Below are 22,566 nucleotides of genomic sequence, written 5' to 3' on the forward strand. Positions count from 1 at the left end.
AAGAATTAGAGGTCTTTTTTAGCTAAAATGTAAAATGGCAAAGGCAAAGCGTTTAATAAGATACAACTTTTGATACCTGTCTTGGTAGTAAAAATAAAATGAAAAGGGAAGAGGTATACTTGAAAGAGAAGGGATATTATTTGTGAAATTACTGAGGTAAAAAAAAATCCCGTTACAAGTGAAGTAACGGGATTTTTTTATGTTTTATTTTCTGCCGAAAAGCTTAGCGAAAATGAAAATGATAATCGCAACGATGAAAATTACGATAAATATACCGAATCCCATTCCGGCTTTAAAAATATCTCCAATAATTTCGCAACTTGTAAATGAAAATAGTATTACGAATACCATTAACAAACGTGTAATGTTCTTTTGCATGATTTTGCTGTTTTAATTGTTTTAAAAAGAATTTATTATTCTAATTAGCGTAGTATAAAATTACTTCAAACAGCGAAAAAAGATTTTACATAATTTGGCTCAAAAGTTCTATGATTTCGCAATACCTTTTCCTGCTCCTGAACCAGTATTCTTATAACTTTTACCCTCATAATTTATAGCTTAAATTAACTCCCGCAGGTTTGGAAACCTTATTTTAATCTACCTTGCCTATTTGTTTTTAAGCTAAACGCTGAACAATTGTATGAAAATAGCTTTGTGAATTTCATCTATAAAATTTACAGTAAAGAGAAGTAAAGATAAAAGAAGGATAATGTTGTGTTAAAAGTTATTGTCTTCTGGTACAATACTTTTGCTTAGTCTAAACAAAAAAACGTATGAAAAAACTTTACTTTTTATTTTTGCTTTTAGGTCTGGGTTACGCTTCAAAAGCACAAAATCTATTTCCTTATCTGCAAAATGCAACACCAACATCTATTTATGTTAACTGGAAAACAGATAGCAATCCGGAGGCTATTGTAGAATACGGAACAACTGCTTCTGCTCTTAATGTGACCGTTACGGGTAATACCAATGTTTTTACAGATTCAGGTTATCCGGGGAATTATTTTTACCATAGTGCCAAGCTTATTAATCTTTCGCCTAACACTAAATATTATTACAGAATAAAAACCGGAGCAGATGTATCTGCCGTTTATTCCTTTAAAACTTTACCGAATCCCGGACAAGCCGCTACAACAGATGGACATATTCGGTTTCTGATCATGGGAGACAATCAATTAAAAGCCGTTCCTCGTTATGATTCTTTAGTATCAGCCGCCAAAAGAAAAATAAGACAAAAGTGGGGTGCTGCTTTATCTCCTGATGATAATATTTCGATGACTTTTATGGTTGGCGATCAGGTTGATGTAGGTACTTTAGATCATTATGAAAATGTGCATTTTAAAAAGAACAGAGGATTATCCGGTAATGTACCTATTCAGACCACGGTAGGAAATCATGAAACGTACGGAACACTGGGTATGAATTCATATTACGATCATTTCTATATTAGTGAACTTTCGTATAAAGGAATTTCATCAGGAACAGAAAACTATTATGCACAACAAGCCGGGAATGTTCTGTTTATTAGTTTAAGTTCAGAGCATACCGGTGCTGCACAATTAACATGGCTGCAACAAGTTCTTGCTGCTGCAAATGCAGATAATACAGTAGAATGGATTTTTTCTTTAAGTCACAGACCTTATCAGGCAGAGCAATATGTTGGCGATATCTCTACATGGGTTCGAAATACAGCAGTTCCGTTATTGGTAACTTCTCCAAAATATTCAATGCATATTGGTGCACACCATCATCTTTATCACAGAGGACAATTAAAAAACACACCAACCTATAATATTATTTCAGGTGGTACAGCCTGGGATCAATATTGGGGATCATCGACAGAACAAGATTTTGATGATGTGCAGAAAACCATATGCAACTGGATTTATCAAATAGTGGATATTGATGTTACAAACAGAAAAATGGATATCGAAAGTTACTCTATCGGAAGCGTTGATAAGTGGAAAAATAACCAATTAATGGATGAATTTCACCGTTATAAAAACAAAGCTGCACCTGCCAAACCTTCGATCACTAATACATTTACGACAACCAATACATTACCGTTAATAATATCCGGTTCAGCTTATAGCACTACTACAAATGAATTATTGAATACCAGTCAGTTTTTAATTTCTCAGACACCAACATTTGATGTTGTTAAAAAAGAAGTATACCGCGATTTCGAAAATTTATATGGAAAGTACGGTACCAAAAAAGATTCAACAGTTAATATAAATCTGGGTGTAGATATTACCAAAATAGATTTAGCCTCTAATTCGCTGCCAAATGGTAAATACTATGTAAAATTGAGATATAGAGACCGTAATCTCGAATGGTCACCGTGGAGTGATGTTCAAACTTTTACCATTGCAGGAAGTAATAATGTTAACACAGAAATAAGTACAGATGCTTTAACCTATTCGCAAAGCACACCTATAAAAGTTAACTATACAGATGCTCCGGCAAGTACATTGACCTGGATAGGATTGTACAAAGAAGGACAAACTCCTGGAGCTTCTACACCATCACAAACCTGGAAATATACAGATGGTAGTCCAAGCGGGTTTGTTACTTTTCCAAACGGACTGGCGAATAAAGGGCGCTATTATGCTGTAATATTTTCAAATGGAGGATATACAGAAATCGCACCTCGAAAATATTTTTATGTAGGACCGGTTCCGGTGTTAACAACTGATAAAACAGAATATTCAGTTGGTAGTCCGGTAATTGTGAATTACAGCAACGGTCCTCAATTAGCAAAAGACTGGATTGGTATTTATAGAATGGGCGTTAATCCCGGTTCAGGAGTGGCATCGACAAGCTGGCAATATGTTACAACAGTTGCAGATGCTAAATCGTTTACCGGTTTACCAAAAGGGTATTATTATGCTGAGTATTATTTGCAGGATGGTTTTAATGCTATTGGAAACAAAGTATTCTTTAAAATTGGCGCTGTAGTTACGGAGTTATGGATCAATAAACCGGTCTATGATCTTGGGGAACAAATTACGGCTTCCTGGACAGATGCTCCGGGAATTGTAAAAGACTGGTTAGGGATCTATCATGAAGGCGATGATCCTAACGAAAAACCACTGGTAAGTTATACTTATTTTGAAGGACTTTCTGAAGGTACGAAAACCATCGCTCCTGCAGAGTTGCCTAAAGAAAAAGGAAACTATTTTTTAGTAATGTTTACGAATGATTCTTATAATGAAGTATCTAACAGGGTTTCATTTGAAGTACTTGATCCAAATCTTGGAAACGATGAATTTAAAATTGATAATGGTTTAAAAGTATATCCAAACCCAACAAATAGTAATTCAGAAACTTTTATTCAATCTGAATATCCTATTGATGAAATAGAAATTTACAGTATCGATGGAAAATTATTGTACGCTACAAAAAATGTAAATAATAATAAGTTTTCACTAATAAATCAGGATTTACCGAAAGGAGTTTATATTCTGAAAATTCATTCCAGAAAATTGTTTACGGCTAAATTAGTGGTGAAATAATAAGGCTATAAACAACATTCTATAAATAAAAAAGAGACTGTCCGAAAATAATATTCCGGCAGTCTCTTTTTAAATTTAAATAAAAGTTTAATGCTTAAATTTGTGTTGGCGTGTGGTATTATTTATATCGAATTATTCTTTAGCTAAAAGCTCCGGGAGAGTGAAATTTTAGTTTTCCTTCAACCAGTTTTATTTCTTAATAATCAATTTTTTTGTTGTTGAAAATTGATCTGATTTGATTTCAACAATGTACACTCCATTACTCAAATCTTTAACATTCACAGTTCGTTGGTTATCATTTAAAACCTTTGATTTTACTATCACACCATTTGCATTAATAATGTTTATATTTAAAGCCAAATTTTCGTCGTTGTGGTAATCTATTGAAAAAGAATCTGATGTAGGATTTGGATACATAATTGCAGCATCTTCTTTAATGTTTTCATCTATACCTAGAGTAGGTACATCTGTAAGTATTTCTCCCTGAGTTGCAACAGCAATAAATCTGTTATTAATATAAACAATGTCGTTTAGAGACTTAACACTGCTTATTCCGGAAGATTGCGCGATCCATGTTACGCCTCCGTCAATTGTTTTTAATAATGTTGCTTTTGCACCACCTGCATATCCTGTCAATACATCTTTAAAACAGACAGTATATAACCAGTTTGTAGTTCCTGAAGTTAATGCAGTCCAAGTTTGTCCGCCATTTATTGTTTTTAGGATTGTTCCTGTTCCACCTGTTATAAAACCGGTATTTGAATCTACAAAATAGATATCATATAGATTTTGAGTAGTTCCGCTGGAGATTGTAACCCAGGTTGCACCGCCATTTGTAGTTCTTTTAATTTTACCGCCATCTCCAATGCAGATTCCAGTATTTATATCAAAAAAATGAACTTCTTCCAATCCGGTTGTTAAGCCAGAAGTTTGAGTTGTCCATGTTGTTCCGCCGTCTGTTGTTTTTCTAATAATTCCTGCATCGCCTACAGCATAACCTGTAGACACAGTAGGAAAGCTTACAGATAATATAGCATACGGACTTGCATTTGGATTCTGATTTGTCCAGGTGACTCCCATATCGCTGGTTTTTGCAACAATATTATTATTACAGCCATAATATCCAACGGTTGCGCTTGGAAACGAAAAACTGTTAATCAAAAAATTAGATATCGGTTTTGATGTCCAGGTATTTCCGCCATCAGTAGTTTTTAAAATAGCGGTATTGCCACCAATGTATCCATTATTTTGATCAAAAAATTTTATTGCCCAAAAATTTCCTGCGTAAGGCGATGTAATTTTACTCCATTGCGCATGGCTGTTTTGTAAAACGACTAAGAACAATACTAAAAGTAGTTTTATTTTCATTTTTATGGGGTCTGTTTTTATCGTGTTGACTCCTCACTTCTTTAAAGGTTTAAAATTTATTTATTTATTGTGGTTTTTAATATAAGTTTAATTTTTGTTGCTATAATTTATCTACAAAGTATAGACGGCATTTTTCAATTTTAGATTTATATGTATTTTAAGTTATTTTTGCTATATCTAATTAATTCTGGATTTTTAAAATTGTTTATAATAGTTACAATGAAAATGTTATAAGTTTTTTTGCTAAAATATATTTTTTAAATAAAATTACAGTCAAAAAGTAAGATTTTATTTTCTAAAAAATTCACTAATCATTAATTGAAAAAACTCCACTTTCAAACCCCAAATTCCCCATCAAAAGCAAAAAAAATATTTGTATTTATAATAGGGCAACAAATAAAATCTGATTTCGTATATTTGCCCAACTAAATATGTCACCGCATTATGAGCCAAAAAGTATTACTTAATTCAAAAGAAGTTACTATTATACTCCATCGTTTGGCTTGTCAGTTGATTGAAAAACACTTGGATTTTTCGGATACAATTTTAGTTGGAATTCAGCCAAGAGGTGTTTTCTTAGCAGAACGTCTGAAGCAAATACTAGAAAACGAATACCATACACCTGAAATTTCTTTGGGTTATCTGGACATCACTTTCTTTAGGGATGACTTTCGCCGAACTGATAAACCGCTTGAAGCCAACAAAACACAAATAAATTTTATAGTCGAAAACAAAAAAGTCATTTTTATCGATGACGTTTTGTTTACCGGACGCAGCATTCGTTCTGCCTTAACCGCGATTCAGTCTTTCGGAAGACCTTCGGAAATTGAATTGTTAGTGTTAATCGACAGGCGTTTTAGCCGCAATTTGCCTATTCAGCCCGATTATCGCGGACGTCAGGTAGATGCTATTAATGATGAAAAGGTAAAAGTAAGCTGGAAGGAAAATGAAGGCGAAGATGCCGTTTACCTGATTACAAATTAAAAAGTTTAATTGGTTAATCGGTTACTTGTTTAATCGAACAGCAAACGATTAAACAGTTCAACAAAAACGATTAAACAAACAAAACAATTAAACAATAAAAAATGAAAGAATTAAGCGTAAATCATTTATTAGGAATTAAATACATCAACGAGAATGATATTAACCTGATTTTTGAAACTGCCGATCATTTTAAAGAAGTCATTAACCGACCAATTAAAAAAGTTCCTTCATTACGAGATATTACAATTGCCAACATTTTTTTCGAAAACAGTACCAGAACAAAACTTTCTTTCGAGTTGGCCCAAAAAAGATTATCGGCCGATGTAATTAGTTTTTCGGCAGCCCAGTCTTCTGTTAAAAAAGGAGAAACTCTAATCGATACCGTAAATAATATCCTTTCTATGAAAGTGGATATGGTAGTAATGCGCCACTCCAATCCCGGAGCGGCTTATTTTTTATCTAAAAATGTCAAAGCCAGTATCGTAAATGCAGGAGACGGAGCACACGAACACCCAACTCAGGCCTTATTGGACAGTTACTCCATCAGAGAAAAATTAGGTGACGTTGCCGGAAAGAAAGTAGTTATTGTTGGCGATGTTTTACACTCAAGAGTTGCATTATCTAACATTTATGCTTTGCAAATGCAAGGCGCTGAGGTAAAAGTCTGCGGGCCCAAAACATTGATTCCAAGATATATTGAATCGCTTGGAGTTACGGTTGAACCTAATTTGCGTAAAGCACTGGAATGGTGTGATGTGGCCAATATGCTGCGTGTTCAGAACGAACGTATGGATGTTAACTTTTTCCCTTCAACACGGGAATACGCACAGCAATACGGAGTAGACAAACCATTATTGGATTCACTTGGTAAAGAAATTATAATCATGCACCCGGGACCAATCAACAGAGGAGTAGAGATTACAAGTGAAGTTGCCGATTCCGGTCAATCCGTGATTTTAAATCAGGTAGAGAATGGTGTAGCAATCAGAATGGCGGTGATTTATCTTTTAGCGTCTAAAATTCAGTAGGTTTTTAGTCGCAGTTTTCAGTCTCAGTCTCAGTCTCAGTTTTCATTTGTCATCCTGAGCGAAGTCAAAGGATTTTTTATGCGCAAAGGAGGGAGGGGCTTTGACTTCGCTCATCCTGACAAACCTGAAACTTGAAACCTGAAACCTGAAAACAAACACTAAAAAAAACTTCGTACCTTAGTCTCATATTAAAGCGCTATAAATTATAAAATGAAAGTAGATCAAAAAGGACATACCGTTACCATTAAAGATACTCAGGGAGATTTTAATTCTTTCCTGGAAAAAGTAACGCAGCAATTTAAAACCTTTGAAAAACAAAATATTATACTAGATTTATTATCACATGCTGCATTATCTGAAAAAGAGGTAAAGCTGTTTTTGCCACTTTCCAAACAGCAGAAAAAAAACAAAAAATCTTTTGTAATTGTAGTTGATAACCTTGACTTTAATGCTGTTTCAGATAAATTAACAGTTGTTCCTTCTCTTTTGGAAGCACACGATATTATCGAAATGGAAGAAATTGAAAGAGACCTCGGATTTTAATTTCAAAGTTCAGATTTCAGATTTCAGATTTTTTTAAATCAGGACGAATCTTTTAATTTTACTCAGTCAGCAATCTAAAATCTAAAATCAACAATCTGAAATCAACAATCTGAAATGAAGCTTACCATACTCGGCTGTTATGCAGCGACTCCAAGAACGATTACCAATCCTACTTCTCAGGTTTTAGAAATTAAGAACAGAATGTTTCTGATCGATTGCGGCGAGGGAACTCAGGTACAATTGCGGAAGAATAAAATCAAGTTTTCAAAGATTAATCACATTTTTATTTCGCATTTGCATGGTGATCACTTCTTCGGACTGATTGGTACTATTTCCACTTTTGCACTATTAGGACGCACGAACGATCTACATATCTACGGGCCAAAAGGTACAAAGGAAATCATCACTTTGCAATTAAGACTTTCGAATTCATGGACGACTTATGAGTTGTTTTTTCATGAATTGGAATCAAAGGAAAGCGAGGTTATTTTTGAAGATAACAGAGTTATTGTAAAAACAATTCCGTTGAAACACCGCGTTTATACGAATGGATTTCTGTTTCAGGAAAAACCGGGAGACCGGAAACTAAATGTTGACGCTGTTCAGCAATACAATATTCACACCGCCTATTATCAGAAAATAAAAGGGGGAGGAAATGTAACACTTGACGACGGGACTGTAATCAAAAATGAAAAATTATCTTTCGATCCAATTCCGGCACTGAGTTATGCTTTTTGCTCCGATACTGTTTACAATGAAGATATCATTCCGCTTATAAAAGACGTAGATGTTTTATACCATGAATCGACCTTTTTAGAATCAGAAGCTCCTTTGGCTTTGAAAACATTACATTCCACAGCAAAAGAAGCAGCAAGAATTGCCCTGAAAGCCAATGCAAAACAATTGGTATTAGGCCATTATTCAACAAGATATGATGGTATTGAACGTTTTAAACAAGAGGCAGAAGAAATTTTCCCGAATGTACTTTTAGGAGATGACGGGAGAAGTTTTGATTTTTGAAGGGATTAAGTTAATAAGATTCTGAGTTACTAAGTTAAAAAGTCCCTTTAAATCTCATAATCTAACAATCTAAGAAATCCAACAATCTAACAATCTAAAAAATGAATGATTTAAGTAACTATAGAAAATCTTACGAAAAAAGCGAATTGCTAGAAAGTAGTATTCCTGAAGATCCCATTAATCTTTTTAACCGATGGTTTCATGAGGTGGAAGATTTCGGAGCAGGCGGAGAAGTGAATGCTATGACGGTAGCTACAATTGGTTTGGATGGTTTTCCAAAATCCAGAGTCGTTCTGTTGAAGAAATTTTCTGAAGAAGGGTTTATTTTTTATACCAATTATAATTCGGAGAAAGGAAAAGCTATAACTGCCAATCCGCATGTTTGTTTGTCTTTTTTTTGGCAGGAGCTGGAACGTCAGGTCATTATAAAAGGAATTGCACAGAAAACGTCTGAAAATATCTCTGACGGCTATTTTGATTCCCGTCCCGACGGAAGCAAGTTAGGCGCTATTGTCTCCAATCAGAGTGAAGTAATTCCGTCACGAACATTTTTGGAAGAAAACCTGAAAAAACTGGAAGAAGAATTTGAAGGAAAACCTATTCCAAGACCTGAAAATTGGGGCGGATTTTTGGTAACACCCTTAGAAGTTGAATTTTGGCAGGGAAGACCCAACAGATTGCACGACAGAATCAGATACAGCAGTCAATCTGATTTTTCATGGAAAATAGAAAGATTATCTTCTTAGCTGTAAGAAATTTATTTAACATAAAAGATTTGTAATGCATTTCATCGATTATTTTTGCAGCTTAGCGAGAGATTAAATATGTTTGACCCGGAAAATGATGATAATGTATTATAAAGATAATATTTAAAGGATTTGCCCCAACATTTACTTTAAACGCCTAAAGATGAAAGTGACTATGAAAAAGATTTTGCGCACCATGATGTTCGTTGTGATGCTTATCACAATGAACTCATGTTTTGCAAAAACAGGAAAAAAGACTCATAACAGGGTTATAATTGAAACACTGGAGGAAAATTATAGCTACAATGATGCTGAGTTGGAATTGATGCAACTTATAAATGAATATCGTGTTAGTATTGGTTTGAATGCGTTAGAAAAAGTAAATCATATTTCGAACAGATGTGAAGAACATAATAAGTATATGATAGCAAACAATGTAGTCGACCACAAAGATTTTGCATCCCGATCTGAAAATATTGTAAAAGTTCTTGCTGCTAAAAATGTGGCAGAAAACGTAGCTTATAATTATAAAACTTCAGAAGCCGTTCTTAAAGCCTGGCTTGGATCTCCCGGACACAAAAAAAATATCGAAGGAAAGTATACGCATTTTGGAATTTCAGTTACTATAGATCCTGCAACAGGAAAGAAATATTATACCAATATATTTGCAAGAATATAATAAAAACATTTTTTTTATTTAATTGATCGTTGTAATTCTGGGAGTTACAACGTTTTTTTTTATTTTAAAATACCGCCCGGAATCCGGCTGCATTTTCAAAACCAGTCACAAAGCGATTTCTGATTCCGATAAAGTTGCTCCGGTTTCAGAATCATCATCTGAAGCCAAAAAAGTACTACTGGTTTACTTCTGTTAAAAAAATCTTTAAATGTTAACAGAATTAAAAAAAAGGGAACTATTACAATTTCTTTTGTAAATTAGAACTTCAATAAAAAAGAACTTCTTTCAACGATGTTTCTAAATCCTTTTTGCTTATGAAAAATTTAATTTTAATACGACATGCGAAATCCAGTTGGGAAGCTCCTTTAAAAGATTTTGACCGACCTTTGATGAAGAGAGGAATTCTGGATGCCCATGAAGTATCCACAAATATTTCAAAATTTCTGCCAAAAACATATATTATTTGGAGTAGTACTGCCGCCCGTGCCTCAGAAACTGCTCTTATTTTTGCGCAAAATATCTCGTATCCAATTGAAAGTATCATATACAAAGACGATCTTTATACTTTTGACGATAAACAACTCGAAAAAGTTATTAAATCATGTGATAATAGTTTCGAAAGCGTTATTCTTTTCGGACATAACGAGGCTATTACAAATTTTGTTAATAAATTTGGGGATGTTTTTATAGAAAATGTACCTACCTCCGGATTTGTGTCTCTAAAATTTGATTCAGAAAGCTGGGACAACATCCATAAAGGCAAAACACAAAAAACAATTTTCCCCAAAGATTTAAAATAAATAAAGTGTACGAACAGAAATATATCGATAGAGAAAAAAGTTGGTTAGCGTTTAATGCAAGAGTGCTTCAGGAAGCCGCAGATAACACCGTTCCACTTTTAGACAGGTTGCGTTTTGTTGGAATTTTTTCGAATAATTTAGATGAATTTTTCAGAGTTCGTTATGCCGCAATCAGGAGATTAAGCCTGTCCGGCATTTCTGGTGAAAAATACCTGGGTGGAGTTTCTGCCCATCAGCTGATTAAGGATATTACCGAAATTGTAATTCAGCAACAATCGGAAAGCTTGCGCATTTTAGGTAATATTGAAGCCGAATTAGAAGCTGAAAATATCTTTATCATCAATGAAAATCAGATCACAGAACTACAGGAACGTTTTTTAAAGGACTTTTTTATTCAAAAATTAAGTCCGGAATTAGTGACTATTATTTTGAATGATCTGGCAGAATTTCCGGTGTTGAAAGATACTCTGGGATATCTGGCGATTCGTTTGGAAATGAATACAAATGATGAAGTTCGATATGCTGTAATAGAAATTCCGAAAACAATAAACAGGTTTGTGGTACTGCCATCCGATGATGATAAACAATATGTTATCTTGATTGATGATGTGATTCGCCATAACCTTGAGAACATCTTTAATATTTTCGATTATAAAAGCGTCTCCGCCCATATGATCAAAATTACGCGTGATGCCCAGTTGGATATCGACAGCGATTTGAGTAAAAGTATGCTGGAGAAAATTGCGACATCGGTAAAAGACAGAAGAATAGGAGAGCCGGTTCGTTTTATTTATGATAGTTTAATCGAAGAAGATACGCTGCGTTTCTTTTTGGATAAAATGAAAATTGTAGCGACAGACAGCATTATTCCCGGTGGAAGATATCACAATCGCCGAGATTACATGAGTTTTCCGAATTTAGGAAGATATGATTTACTTTATAAAACCAATGACCCGCTACCAATTCCAGGCCTGAGCATGGGAGGAAGTATTTTGGAGAAAATCAATAAAAAAGATTATTTATTACATGCACCCTATCAGTCATTTTCCTATTTAACGAAGTTTTTACGTGAAGCAGCTTTAGATCCGAAAGTGACGAGTATCAAAATCACTTTATATCGTCTGGCGAAGAACTCACAAATTATTAGTTCTCTGATCAATGCAGCCAAAAATGGTAAAAAAGTAGTAGTTCAGATTGAGCTTCAGGCGCGTTTCGATGAAGCAACAAATATTTCCTATGCAGAGCAAATGCAAACAGAAGGAATTGAACTTATTTTTGGAATAAAAGGCCTTAAAGTACATAGCAAAATTTGTGTGATTGAAAGAGTTGAAGATGATAAAACGCGTCGTTACGGGTTTATTTCTACCGGAAATTTCAACGAATCAACCGCTAAAATTTATACCGATGTAACCCTGTTTACCTGTCATCAGCAGATTTTAAAAGACATTTCTAAAATATTTGAATTTTTTGATATCAATTACAGAGTGCACAGGTACAAACATTTAATTGTATCTCCTCATTATACGAGAACAAAATTCATAAAATTGATAGACCGTGAAATTTTGCATGCTCTGGCGGGCAGAAAAACACATATCAAATTAAAAATGAATAGTTTATCAGATTTTAAAATGATCGATAAATTATATGAAGCCAGTAATGCAGGAGTAAAAGTCCAGCTTCAGGTAAGAGGAATATGTTCTTTAATTCCAGGTATACCGGGAATGAGTGAGAATATTGAAGCAATAAGTATTGTAGATAATTATCTGGAACATTCAAGGGTTTATATTTTCGGAAATGCCGGATTAACAGAAGTATATATTTCTTCAGCTGATTTTATGACCAGAAACCTCGACGGAAGAGTAGAAGTTACCTGCCCGATTTATGATCTTGAAATCAAAAAAGAATTAATCGATAATTTTGATATTGCATGGAAAGGGAATGTTAAAGTGAGATACCATTCCTATAAATTAGACAATAAATACAAGCCACGAAATCATCATGCCCCTTTTAGAGCCCAGCTTGAAACCTATAAGTATTACCAGAATAAAATTGCGGCAATCGAAAAAGATGCTGCAAAAAATAAAGCAATAACAAACCAAATTCAAATCATAAGGGAGTAATGATTAATATAAAAAAGCTTGCAGCAATAGATATCGGATCAAATGCCATGAGGCTTCTGATATCGAATGTTGTAGAACAAGATGGCAAAGAACCGCAATTTAATAAAAGTTCACTTGTTCGTGTGCCGATTCGTTTGGGACAAGATGCCTTTACAGTTGGAGAAATTTCAGAAGAAAATATAGATCGAATGGTGGATGCCATGAAAGCATTTAACCTTTTGATGAAAGTACATAAAGTAGAACGCTACATGGCATTTGCCACTTCAGCAATGCGTGAGGCCTATAATGCGAAAGAAGTTGTGGCTCTAATCAAAAAAAAGGCCGATATAAAAATCGAAATCATTGATGGTAAAAAAGAAGCCGCTATTATTGCCTCAACGGATTTACATCATTTACTGAAAACAGACGAAACGTATCTTTTTGTAGACGTTGGTGGCGGAAGTACCGAGTTTACGCTCTTTTCTGACGGAAAATTGATCAATTCAAGATCTTTCAAAGCCGGAACAGTTCGTTTATTAAATAACATGGTACACGATGTAGTCTGGGATGAAATCGAAAAATGGATCAAAACCAATACACAGGGATACGAAGAAGTAACACTGATTGGTTCCGGAGGAAACATCAATAAGTTGTTTAAAATGTCCGGAAAACAACAGGAAAAACCGCTTTCCTATATTTATATCAATTCACAATATGCCTATTTAAATTCATTGACTTACGAGCAAAGAATTACAGAATTAGGTTTGAATTCAGATCGTGCCGACGTAATCATCCACGCGACCCGTATTTACCTGAATGCAATGAAATGGAGTGGCGCACGCCAGATTTACGTTCCAAAAATCGGACTTTCCGACGGAATTGTAAAAGCAATGTATTACGGTAAAATTTAGTATTTAAACATTTAGGATACTATTTTTTTTGCCACGAATTATACGAATTTTCGCGAATTAGTATTTTTACATTACGCATAAAAATTAGTGGAAATTGGTGTAATTCACGGCAAACTTATTTAATTGTAAAAGCAATGTATTACGGTAAAATTTAGTTTTTAAATATTTAGGATACTATTTTTTTGCCACGAATTACACGAATTTTCGCGAATTAGTATTTTTACATTATACATAAGAATTAGTGGAAATTGGTGTAATTCGTGGCAAACTTTTTTCACCGTAAAAGCAATGGCAAACCTGAAGATAATACCACAGATTGCAAAGATCTCCAAAGATTAAATAAAATAATAGGAGATTTAGAATAGAGAAATCTGTGAAAATCTTTTTAATCTGTGGCAAAAATAAAATTACCATTTTTAGCTAAACTTAATTTTTGAAATGAATAAAACAAGACTCGAAGCCTTTAGTGATGGTGTGTTAGCGATTATCATAACTATTATGGTCTTAGAAATAAAAGTGCCGGAAGGACACGAATTTGCCGATTTAAAACCGCTTATTCCAAAGTTTTTAAGCTATGTCCTGAGTTTTATTTATGTTGGAATTTACTGGAACAACCACCATTACCTAATTCACAGTCTGAGCAAAATCAACGGAAAAATCCTTTGGGCCAATTTGCATTTACTTTTCTGGCTTTCCTTAATTCCGGTTGCAACAGGCTGGATGGGAGAACATAACTTCGCAAAAGCCTCTATGACTTTATATGGGGTGGTGTTGCTGCTGTCTTCTGTAGCCTATTTTATTTTGCAACGAATTATAATTATCAGCGAAGGGAAAAATTCAGTAATAGCAAAAGCAATAGGCAAAGATGTGAAAGGCAATGTTTCGTCTATTTTATACATTGTTGGAATCGCTTTTTCGTTTTACAACGAATGGATTTCAGGAGCCGCTTATTTTACAGTGGCTCTGTTGTGGCTTATTCCCGATAAAAGAATCGAAAGGGTTTTTACTTCAAAAAACTAATATTTTTATTCTGCAATGAAATCTGTTTTTCAATCCCTCCAAATAATTCCACAGCAGGAATTAGAGCAATTAGACACTTTAATTACTTTTCGAAAACTCAAAAAAGGAGAACTTTTATTGAAAGAAAATCAGGTTTGCAATGAAATCTTTTTTATCAAAAAAGGCATTTTGAGATCTTATTTTTTCAATCATCAGGGAGATGAAATTACCAATTGTTTTGCTTTTGAAAATGAATTTATGGCTTCCTTTTCAAGTTTTATAACCCAAAATATTGCTGAAGAAAACATTCAGGCACTTGTTGATACAGAATTGCAGGTCATCAGCTGTGAAAGTTTGGAGAAGCTTTATAAGTCAGGGATTCATTGGCAGGAAATAGGCCGTAAACTGACTGAAATGGAATACGTAATACTTCAAAAACGAATGATTTCTTTTCAGAAATTATCTGGAACACAGCGTTATGAAGAGCTTTATAAAAATCACCAAAAATACATTCAGTTGATTCCGCTTCAATATTTAGCTTCTTATCTTGGTGTTACGCCGAGACATTTAAGCCGTATCCGGAAAGCAGTTTTATAGGACATTTGTCCGGTAATCGGGAGATGTTCCATTATTATTTTTGCTAAAAACAATATATAATAATGAGAAAAAATATTTTAGTAATTGGAGGAACAGGATTAGTGGGGAAAGTCATCTTACGTTTGATTCAAGGCAGAAATCCTGACTATAATTTGTTTATTGGAAGTCGTCATCCGGGAAAAGCAAGCAGTAATTTAGTTATTGATGTTACTAATCCTAAAACTTTCGATTGTATTATACACCATAAAATCGATTTGATTGTCATGTGTACTAAGGACAGTAATGATAATATCTTACAGTTTGCGATAAAAAATAAACTGGATTATATTGATGTTACAAAGCCAACTCCGGATTTAACTTTAGCGTATAATTTAGCACAGACAAATAAGCAAAAAGTAGAGAGTAGGATTGTTTTTAGTTCCGGCTGGATGGGCGGTATCGTAGGCAGTTTGGTTGACTTAATTGAGCCGGATAAAAATCAAATTCAGGAAACCAATCTTTATATTTATTATTCTGTTAAAGATCAGGCTGGGAAAAGCTCTGCTAATTTTTTAGCCGAAAATATATGTAAACCATTTATTGTCTATGTAAATAATAAGCCGGAAAAAGTCAGGCATTTTTTAAATTCGGAAAGATTTAATTTCTCATTCGGAATAGGAAAACGTAAGGTTTATAATCTAGATATTCCGGATTTATTTATTTTAAACCAGATAGAAAAGATACCAACCGTTTTGGTAAAAATGACTTACAATTCTAAGTTTGTTACCCGTTTAATGGGATATTTTCAAAGATTTAAAGTTTTCAACATCATGTCTTTAAGAGAAAGACAGTTTCTCTTCGGCTCTAGCGGAAAAGGAGATCAAACTGTTTTTGAAGTGATTGTAAAAACTAAGGCCAAAATAAAGAAGTTGAGCTTGCAAAGTGTTAATGGGCAGGCTGAGCTGACTGCATTTTCAACGGTTTTGCATATAGAGAAGATGCTAAAGGAGGTCTTGTCAGACGGAATCTATTTTAGTCATCAAATACATTCTTCTCAGGAACTATATGAAGCATTAGCAGGTCACCATAGTATTAATATTAAAGTACGCTAATTAAAGATGAAAAAAATACTGATTATAAATGGACACCCAAATGCTGCAAGTTTCAATTTTGGAATTGCCGAATCTTATTTAAATGGCGCAGTCGCTTCCGGAGCGCAGCTAGAAACCATTACGATTGCTGAATTACAATTTAACCCGAATCTGCAATTTGGCTATCAAAAACGCACCGAATTGGAACCGGACTTACTGGATTCCTGGGAGAAAATTAAAAGAGCAGATCATCTAGTGTGGATTCACCCTGTCTGGTGGGGTGGTTTACCAGCGATTACAAAAGGTTTTATAGACCGATTGTTTTTACCGGGAATGGCATTCCAATACCGCGAAAATTCAGTTTGGTGGGACAAATTACTAAAAGGAAAAACGGCCCATATTATCACCACTTTGGATCAGCCGGGCTGGTATTACCGCTTGTTTTTTGCCAGACCAAGTGTCAATCAGCTCAAGAAATCTGTTTTGGAATTCTGTGGCGTAAAACCGGTAAAAGTGACCTATATCGGAATCATAAAAGGTTCCGGCGATTTTCAAAGAGAAAAATGGCTGCACAAAGTCTATAATTTAGGACTTCAGAATAAATAAGGTGATAAGTTTTTTTTGCCACGAATTACACGAATCTGCACGAATTTTTGATGCAAAGTGTATAAAATAATTCGCGTTACTTTGTGTAATTCGCGGCCAAAAAACCTTTGCGAACTTTGCGAAAATCTTTGCCGCCCTTGCGGTTAATTGCGGCGGGCTAAAAAATCTTAAGTATGTAAATCCAATCCAAATGTAGAACGTAAAAGTTCAATGTTTGGATTTATTTCCATCAGACGATTGTATCGGTCCTGATCGTTAAAGCTGCGTTTGGTTTCAATAGTTTCATTTACGTTAACCTGAATTGTAATGTCATGATTGTGTAAATGTCCTTTTAAATGTCCTAAAAGCCCGTTAATCTGACTTTCAAAATCCAGTTTAGAACCTTCATTAGGTAATTCAAGCTTAATCACCGTTCCGTCTAAAGTCGGGTCGTTAATCAATAATAACGATTCCATGATTTTTAAGCCTTTATCACCCAAACGTTGTGCGTATTTATTCCACTCCACTAACATTTCTGTCTCCGTAAATTCTTCAGTTGGTAAAACGGAGGTCGGTTTTACGTAAGATCTGCTATTCGCTTCCAATTCTTTTTTCTTGCGAATACTCGATAGGGAAAAAGCAGAAATTTTGGGTTCGCTGCTTATTTCTGAATTTTGAGTTATGGGTTTTGAGTTAGGAATTTCAGCAGTTGGTACCTCGGTAACTTTAGCTGCTTTATTCTCAATAGTGGAATTGTCATTGTCATTTTGACTGACATTACTATTTTCCTTTTCGTTTGGAATTTGGACTTTATTATTTGGAATTTCTACAATAGAATATCCCCCATTTTTAAAGTAAACAGGTGAAATTATGAATTGCTCAGCTTTTTTTTTTCTCCATCAAAGTTGATAGAGGCCAATTGCATCAGACATAATTCGACTAAAAGACGCTGGTTCTGACTCAATTTGTATTTTAAATCACAGTCATTTGCAATTTCAATTCCTTTCAATAAAAAATCCTGAGAGCATTTCTGCGCTTGTACACCATACATTTGCTGTGCCTGCTCACCCACTTCAAGCAAAGCGATGGTAGCAGGAGTTTTGCTTACCAGTAAATCTCTGAAATGTGAAGCCAGTCCGGCAATAAAATGATGTCCGTCAAAACCTTTTGCAAGAATCTCATTGTAAGCCAGTAATAGATCCGGGATTTTATTTTCTAAAAGTAAATCGGTAATGTTAATGTAAGTTTCGTAATCTAAAACGTTTAGATTCTCTGTTACAGCCTGACGTGTTAAGTTGGTTCCGCAAAAAGAAACGACACGGTCAAAAATAGATAACGCATCACGCATGGCACCATCTGCTTTTTGAGCAATAATGTGCAAGGCATCGTCTTCAAAATTAATTCCCTGACTTTTAGCAACCTCTGCCAAATGCTCTTTAGCATCTTTTACCGTAATTCTTTTAAAATCAAAAATCTGGCAACGGGATAAGATCGTTGGAATAATCTTGTGCTTCTCTGTGGTGGCTAAGATAAAAATAGCATGTTTTGGCGGTTCTTCCAATGTTTTCAGAAAAGCATTAAAAGCTGCCGAAGACAACATATGAACCTCGTCAATAATATAGACTTTATATTGCCCGGTTTGTGGCGGGATTCGAACCTGATCGATCAGGCTTCGAATGTCATCAACCGAGTTATTGGAAGCAGCATCTAACTCAAAAACATTAAAAGCAAAATCCTCATTAGGATCATCATATCCGGGCTGATTTATTTTTCGCGCCAGAATACGGGCGCAGGTGGTTTTTCCAACTCCACGCGGTCCTGTGAACAAAAGGGCAGAAGCCAGGTGATTGCTGTCAATGGCATTCAACAAAGTGTTGGTAATAGCTTTCTGGCCTACAACATCCTTAAAGGTCTGTGGGCGATACTTACGAGCCGATACTACAAATTGTTCCATAATCTTTTAATTCGATAGCAAATATAGGCTGAAAATTGCCAAATCACAAATCTGAAATTGATAAATATTGGAGTGTATTTTGAATAGTTTGAATGGGAGAAACTAAGGTGCTGTTTTAGTTGAATTTGATTTTTTAAGAGGTGCTTTTTGTTTTTTAAATTTATAATAACGATTCATTATTTTGTTATAAAAAATGTATTATTTTAGCAAGTAACAACACCTGAAAAATTACGTTAATCCTTTAAAATTGATGATCGGTGCATTTTTTAAACTCAACTTTTTATGAAAAAATATCTGTTAGTAATTACAATTGTATTTTGTGCTTTTCAGATGCAGGCTCAAACGGCTCAGGATACACTTGATATCAAACGTGTTGCCCTTGCTTATATTGAAGCACAGCACAATCCTAATCCTAAATTGATGGAAAGTGCCTTGCATCCGAGATTGGTCAAAAGATCCGTTTTTAGAAATAAGGAGACTCAAAAAGATTATGTATCTGAATATTTCGCAGAAAACATGGTTATTCTGGCGGAGACTTATAACGTAAAAGGAGATAAGTTCCCGAAGAATCCAAGAAAAGAAGTGAAGCTATTAGATGTTTCGGCAAGAACAGCCTCTGTAAAATTACTGGCCGATACCTGGATCGATTATATGCACATTGTAAAAACGAATGGAGAATGGAAAATAATCAATGTACTTTGGCAATATAATGATGTATCGCAACACGAATAGATTTAGCATTTCTGTGTAAATAAATCTGTATAAAAGCTATCGTAAAAACCAGTTGTTTTCCTAATTAATAGTGGTGTATGAATGATAAACTAAAAATTATCGAATTCAGAGAAAGCGATTTGAATGCGTTGCGTCAACTATTTCTAAAAGTGCGTCAAAGTACTTTTATCTGGGCTGATGTGGCAACATTTGATTTGTTCGATTTCGATGTTCAGACAAAAGGAGAATATATCCTGACGGCACTCTATGATGAAAAAGTAATCGGCTTTATCTCGGTCTGGATGCGGGATAATTTTATTCACCATTTGTATATTGAGGAAGCATATCACAAACGCGGAATTGGAAAAATGCTTTTAAAAGCTGTTATGGAGCAGACTAAATTTCCGGTACTGTTGAAATGCCTGGAGAGAAATACCGCTGCTGTAGCATTTTATAAAAAGATTGGATTTACAGAGAAAGGGCGTGGCGATAACGAAAATGGCCCTTATATTTTGTTTGAATTGAATCAGAAAATAGCATCAGATTAAAATGAAAATCATAACCTGGAATTGTAATATGGCTTTCAGAAAAAAAGCCCGGTTTATTTTGGCCCATCAGCCGGATATTCTGATCATTCCGGAGTGTGAAAATATCGAAAAACTCCAATTTCCTCCAGATGTTCCGTTGCCAGCAGCGGTGCTTTGGTATGGTACCAATCAGCACAAAGGACTTGGTGTCTTTTCGTATAGCGATTACAGGTTTGAACTTATGGATTGTCATAATCCTGATTTTAAAAATGTGCTGCCCATTGCCGTTACCCAAGGAAAAACAGATTTTACTCTCTTCGCGGTATGGGCCAATAATCCTCAGGATAAAGACGGACAGTATGTAACTCAGGTCTGGAAAGCGATCCATTATTACGAGAAATTGCTTTCTGAAACGAAGACCATTTTAATCGGGGATTTTAACAGTAATACCATTTGGGATAAACCCAGAAGAGAAGGAAATCATTCTACAGTAGTGCGTAAATTGGGGGAGAAAAAGATATATAGTGTCTATCATAAATTTTTCAATCAGGAGCAGGGAAAAGAAATCCACCCAACTTTGTTTTTGTATCGCCATGAAAATAAACCGTATCATCTCGATTATTGTTTTGCTTCAAATGATTTTATTGAAGTTTTAGAAAGCGTTGAAGTCGGCACTTACGAAGACTGGAAGATCCATAGTGATCACAAACCTTTGATTGTTACTTTTGGGAATGTGATTTCTTAAACAGCAATAATTTAAAAATAAGTACAAATGCTTAAAAAATTCCTTGTCACGACACTTATCCTATTGGGAATATTTGCATTCTTTTTAGCAGGTGTTATTTTCTTCATTTATAAATATTAATTTTTTCCATACTGGGAAAAATATAAAAACGATAAGATCATCTTGTAAAATTTTAGATCTCAATTCATTTAATTTTAGATATTTAATTTAAAGAAATATCATTATGAAAATGAAATCAATTTTATTGGGAATCTGTCTGGCATTTTCTTTAGTGGCGTGTGGTCCTAAGGATGCAGACATTCAAAAAGACATAGATGCAAAATTACGAGATATGCCCGGAGTTCGAGTTGCTGTACAAGATGGTGTTGCTACAATTTCAGGAATTTGCAAAGATGATCCTTTCAAACAAAATGTAGAAAGTACCGTAAAAGGAATTAAAGGAGTAAAATCGGTAGTGAACAACTGCGATATTCCGGAGCCGGATGCAGCACCTGATCCAGCGGCTATTGTTATCAATTCTGACACTACTTTGGATAAATCTGTAAATGAGGTCGTAAAAGCTTATAACGGGGTAAGTGCTACCGTTGCAGATGGTGTAGTAACACTTTCCGGAGAAATCAAAAGAAATGAATTGCATCCTTTAATGCAAAGTGTGCAGGAATTGAAACCCAAAAAAGTGGAAAACAAATTAACGATAAAATAAAAAGTGATGAGTTTACAAGATAAATACAGAGAAGTAACCAATCTGGCTTCTGATTTAGGAATAACAAATTTGCAGGTCAGAGAACAAGATAATGTACTGTATATTGATGGTACAGCCAATGCTGCATCAGACAAAGACAAACTTTGGGATGCTTACAACAAAATAGATCCGGATTACAGATCGGCTGATGTCGTAATGAATATAGAAGTAATTGAAAAAGTTTCAAAAGAATATACAGTTGAAAATGGAGACTCACTTTCTAAAATTGGAAAAGCATACGGAGTTTCCTGGCAGGATATATACGAAGCCAATAAAGACATCATCAAAAATCCGGACCTGATTCAGGTGGGTTGGAAACTGAAAATACCAACAGTATAATTTTTAATTTGTAAAGTCCGTCTTTTGATGGACTTTTTTAGTTTTTTACCGCAAAGGTCGCTAAGATATTCGCAAGGTTCACAACGGTTTTGCGTTTAATTTGTATCATTCTGAGAAACGAAGAATCTCGCGACGTAAGTAACCAACGAAAATTCCTCATTCCCCGAAATGACAATCCTGAATTGATTTTTGGAATTTTAAAAATTTGGAATTTAAAATTCACCTTCCCTTTATACTCAAATCCAATAATATCTGTGCAGTTTCAGAATCTGAATCGGCCGAAAATCCCGAGACGTAAACTCCTTTTTTGCCTGAAATTGATTTTATTCCGTATACCACTGCCTCATCGCCCGGGTCTGATTCCCCTTCGTATCGATACACATGTACAATTTCAAATTTTTCAGGATTCTTTTTAATTGCGTCAGAGTTTAAATTAAAATCGCAGGTAAATCCTTTTTCATTCAATTGATCTAAAGCTTTTGAAACGGTTGCGTAATGATACATTCTAGTCATAATAATCGTATTTTAAAATTATGGATTTTAAAGATAACTATTTTAAAATTAAATTGTTAGGAAAACGGAGCGAAAATCTAAAATTTAA

General features: G+C 34.6%; 24 protein-coding genes. 19 read left to right on the plus strand and 5 right to left on the minus strand.

Features of this window, described 5'->3' with window-relative positions; translation table 11 throughout:
- Positions 1-204: 204 nt before the first annotated feature.
- A complete protein-coding gene (locus tag HAV12_RS08185; protein ID WP_205423359.1) occupies positions 205-378 on the minus strand; it encodes a hypothetical protein in 174 nt (57 codons plus the stop codon).
- Between the two features lie 395 nt (positions 379-773).
- Between HAV12_RS08185 and HAV12_RS08190 the strand changes: the two genes are divergently transcribed.
- Positions 774-3,518: a fibronectin type III domain-containing protein gene (locus HAV12_RS08190; RefSeq protein ID WP_171569214.1), complete on the plus strand. Its 2,745-nt coding sequence runs from the start codon at positions 774-776 to the stop codon at positions 3,516-3,518.
- A gap of 189 nt (positions 3,519-3,707) precedes the next feature.
- On the opposite strand, the gene HAV12_RS08195 is transcribed toward HAV12_RS08190, so the two are convergent.
- Positions 3,708-4,886 (minus strand): YCF48-related protein, encoded by a 1,179-nt coding sequence (locus HAV12_RS08195; RefSeq protein WP_171569215.1) that lies wholly within the window; start codon positions 4,884-4,886, stop codon positions 3,708-3,710.
- Positions 4,887-5,330: 444 nt separating this feature from the next.
- Between HAV12_RS08195 and pyrR the strand changes: the two genes are divergently transcribed.
- The 13 genes from pyrR to HAV12_RS08260 all read left to right on the plus strand — a co-directional run bounded on the left by pyrR (position 5,331) and on the right by HAV12_RS08260 (position 16,968).
- Positions 5,331-5,870: a bifunctional pyr operon transcriptional regulator/uracil phosphoribosyltransferase PyrR gene (gene pyrR / locus HAV12_RS08200; protein WP_171569216.1), complete on the plus strand. Its 540-nt coding sequence runs from the start codon at positions 5,331-5,333 to the stop codon at positions 5,868-5,870.
- A 101-nt stretch (positions 5,871-5,971) separates the two neighbouring features.
- Entirely contained in the window at positions 5,972-6,898 is a 927-nt protein-coding gene (locus tag HAV12_RS08205; RefSeq protein WP_171569217.1) for an aspartate carbamoyltransferase catalytic subunit, read from the plus strand.
- Positions 6,899-7,108: 210 nt separating this feature from the next.
- The gene (locus tag HAV12_RS08210; protein ID WP_132035370.1) at positions 7,109-7,441 is read left to right on the plus strand and encodes a ribonuclease Z; all 333 of its coding nucleotides are present in this window, start codon (positions 7,109-7,111) and stop codon (positions 7,439-7,441) included.
- A 114-nt stretch (positions 7,442-7,555) separates the two neighbouring features.
- Positions 7,556-8,461 (plus strand): ribonuclease Z, encoded by a 906-nt coding sequence (locus tag HAV12_RS08215; protein ID WP_171569218.1) that lies wholly within the window; start codon positions 7,556-7,558, stop codon positions 8,459-8,461.
- 101 nt (positions 8,462-8,562) lie between these two features.
- Positions 8,563-9,207: a pyridoxamine 5'-phosphate oxidase gene (gene pdxH, locus HAV12_RS08220; RefSeq protein WP_171569219.1), complete on the plus strand. Its 645-nt coding sequence runs from the start codon at positions 8,563-8,565 to the stop codon at positions 9,205-9,207.
- Between the two features lie 175 nt (positions 9,208-9,382).
- Positions 9,383-9,886, plus strand: coding sequence for a CAP domain-containing protein (locus HAV12_RS08225; RefSeq protein ID WP_171571646.1), 504 nt, complete (start codon positions 9,383-9,385; stop codon positions 9,884-9,886).
- A gap of 314 nt (positions 9,887-10,200) precedes the next feature.
- Positions 10,201-10,686, plus strand: a complete 486-nt coding sequence (locus tag HAV12_RS08230) for a histidine phosphatase family protein (RefSeq protein ID WP_132035382.1) — start codon at positions 10,201-10,203, stop codon at positions 10,684-10,686.
- Positions 10,687-10,691: 5 nt separating this feature from the next.
- Entirely contained in the window at positions 10,692-12,806 is a 2,115-nt protein-coding gene (gene ppk1, locus HAV12_RS08235; RefSeq protein ID WP_171569220.1) for a polyphosphate kinase 1, read from the plus strand.
- Positions 12,806-13,696, plus strand: a complete 891-nt coding sequence (locus HAV12_RS08240) for a Ppx/GppA phosphatase family protein (RefSeq protein ID WP_132035387.1) — start codon at positions 12,806-12,808, stop codon at positions 13,694-13,696. The genes ppk1 and HAV12_RS08240 overlap by 1 nt, the downstream gene beginning before the upstream one ends.
- A 438-nt stretch (positions 13,697-14,134) precedes the next feature.
- Complete coding sequence (locus HAV12_RS08245; protein ID WP_171569221.1) at positions 14,135-14,716, plus strand: TMEM175 family protein; 582 nt, start codon at positions 14,135-14,137, stop codon at positions 14,714-14,716.
- A gap of 15 nt (positions 14,717-14,731) precedes the next feature.
- Positions 14,732-15,292 (plus strand): Crp/Fnr family transcriptional regulator, encoded by a 561-nt coding sequence (locus tag HAV12_RS08250; protein WP_171569222.1) that lies wholly within the window; start codon positions 14,732-14,734, stop codon positions 15,290-15,292.
- A 62-nt stretch (positions 15,293-15,354) separates the two neighbouring features.
- On the plus strand, positions 15,355-16,383 hold the full coding sequence (locus HAV12_RS08255) for a saccharopine dehydrogenase (protein ID WP_171569223.1): 1,029 nt from the start codon (positions 15,355-15,357) through the stop codon (positions 16,381-16,383).
- A gap of 6 nt (positions 16,384-16,389) precedes the next feature.
- On the plus strand, positions 16,390-16,968 hold the full coding sequence (locus HAV12_RS08260) for an NAD(P)H-dependent oxidoreductase (protein ID WP_171569224.1): 579 nt from the start codon (positions 16,390-16,392) through the stop codon (positions 16,966-16,968).
- Positions 16,969-17,135: 167 nt separating this feature from the next.
- On the opposite strand, the gene HAV12_RS08265 is transcribed toward HAV12_RS08260, so the two are convergent.
- Complete coding sequence (locus tag HAV12_RS08265) at positions 17,136-17,552, minus strand: DNA polymerase III subunit gamma/tau (protein ID WP_240345250.1); 417 nt, start codon at positions 17,550-17,552, stop codon at positions 17,136-17,138.
- Between the two features lie 263 nt (positions 17,553-17,815).
- Positions 17,816-18,901 (minus strand): DNA polymerase III subunit gamma/tau, encoded by a 1,086-nt coding sequence (gene dnaX, locus HAV12_RS08270; RefSeq protein ID WP_132035404.1) that lies wholly within the window; start codon positions 18,899-18,901, stop codon positions 17,816-17,818.
- A 282-nt stretch (positions 18,902-19,183) separates the two neighbouring features.
- Here dnaX and HAV12_RS08275 point away from each other — a divergent pair, with 282 nt between their 5' ends.
- The 5 genes from HAV12_RS08275 to HAV12_RS08295 all read left to right on the plus strand — a co-directional run bounded on the left by HAV12_RS08275 (position 19,184) and on the right by HAV12_RS08295 (position 21,965).
- On the plus strand, positions 19,184-19,633 hold the full coding sequence (locus tag HAV12_RS08275; protein ID WP_171569225.1) for a nuclear transport factor 2 family protein: 450 nt from the start codon (positions 19,184-19,186) through the stop codon (positions 19,631-19,633).
- A 77-nt stretch (positions 19,634-19,710) separates the two neighbouring features.
- A complete protein-coding gene (locus HAV12_RS08280; RefSeq protein ID WP_171569226.1) occupies positions 19,711-20,160 on the plus strand; it encodes a GNAT family N-acetyltransferase in 450 nt (149 codons plus the stop codon).
- 1 nt (position 20,161) lies between these two features.
- Complete coding sequence (locus HAV12_RS08285) at positions 20,162-20,884, plus strand: endonuclease/exonuclease/phosphatase family protein (RefSeq protein WP_171569227.1); 723 nt, start codon at positions 20,162-20,164, stop codon at positions 20,882-20,884.
- Positions 20,885-21,107: 223 nt separating this feature from the next.
- Positions 21,108-21,587 (plus strand): BON domain-containing protein, encoded by a 480-nt coding sequence (locus HAV12_RS08290; protein WP_171569228.1) that lies wholly within the window; start codon positions 21,108-21,110, stop codon positions 21,585-21,587.
- A gap of 6 nt (positions 21,588-21,593) precedes the next feature.
- Positions 21,594-21,965, plus strand: coding sequence for a LysM peptidoglycan-binding domain-containing protein (locus HAV12_RS08295; RefSeq protein WP_132035419.1), 372 nt, complete (start codon positions 21,594-21,596; stop codon positions 21,963-21,965).
- A gap of 219 nt (positions 21,966-22,184) precedes the next feature.
- On the opposite strand, the gene HAV12_RS08300 is transcribed toward HAV12_RS08295, so the two are convergent.
- Positions 22,185-22,478, minus strand: a complete 294-nt coding sequence (locus HAV12_RS08300) for a hypothetical protein (RefSeq protein ID WP_132035422.1) — start codon at positions 22,476-22,478, stop codon at positions 22,185-22,187.
- Positions 22,479-22,566: the final 88 nt, after the last annotated feature.

The organism is Flavobacterium sp. CLA17, from assembly GCF_013112255.2.
Lineage (GTDB): Bacteria > Bacteroidota > Bacteroidia > Flavobacteriales > Flavobacteriaceae > Flavobacterium > Flavobacterium circumlabens.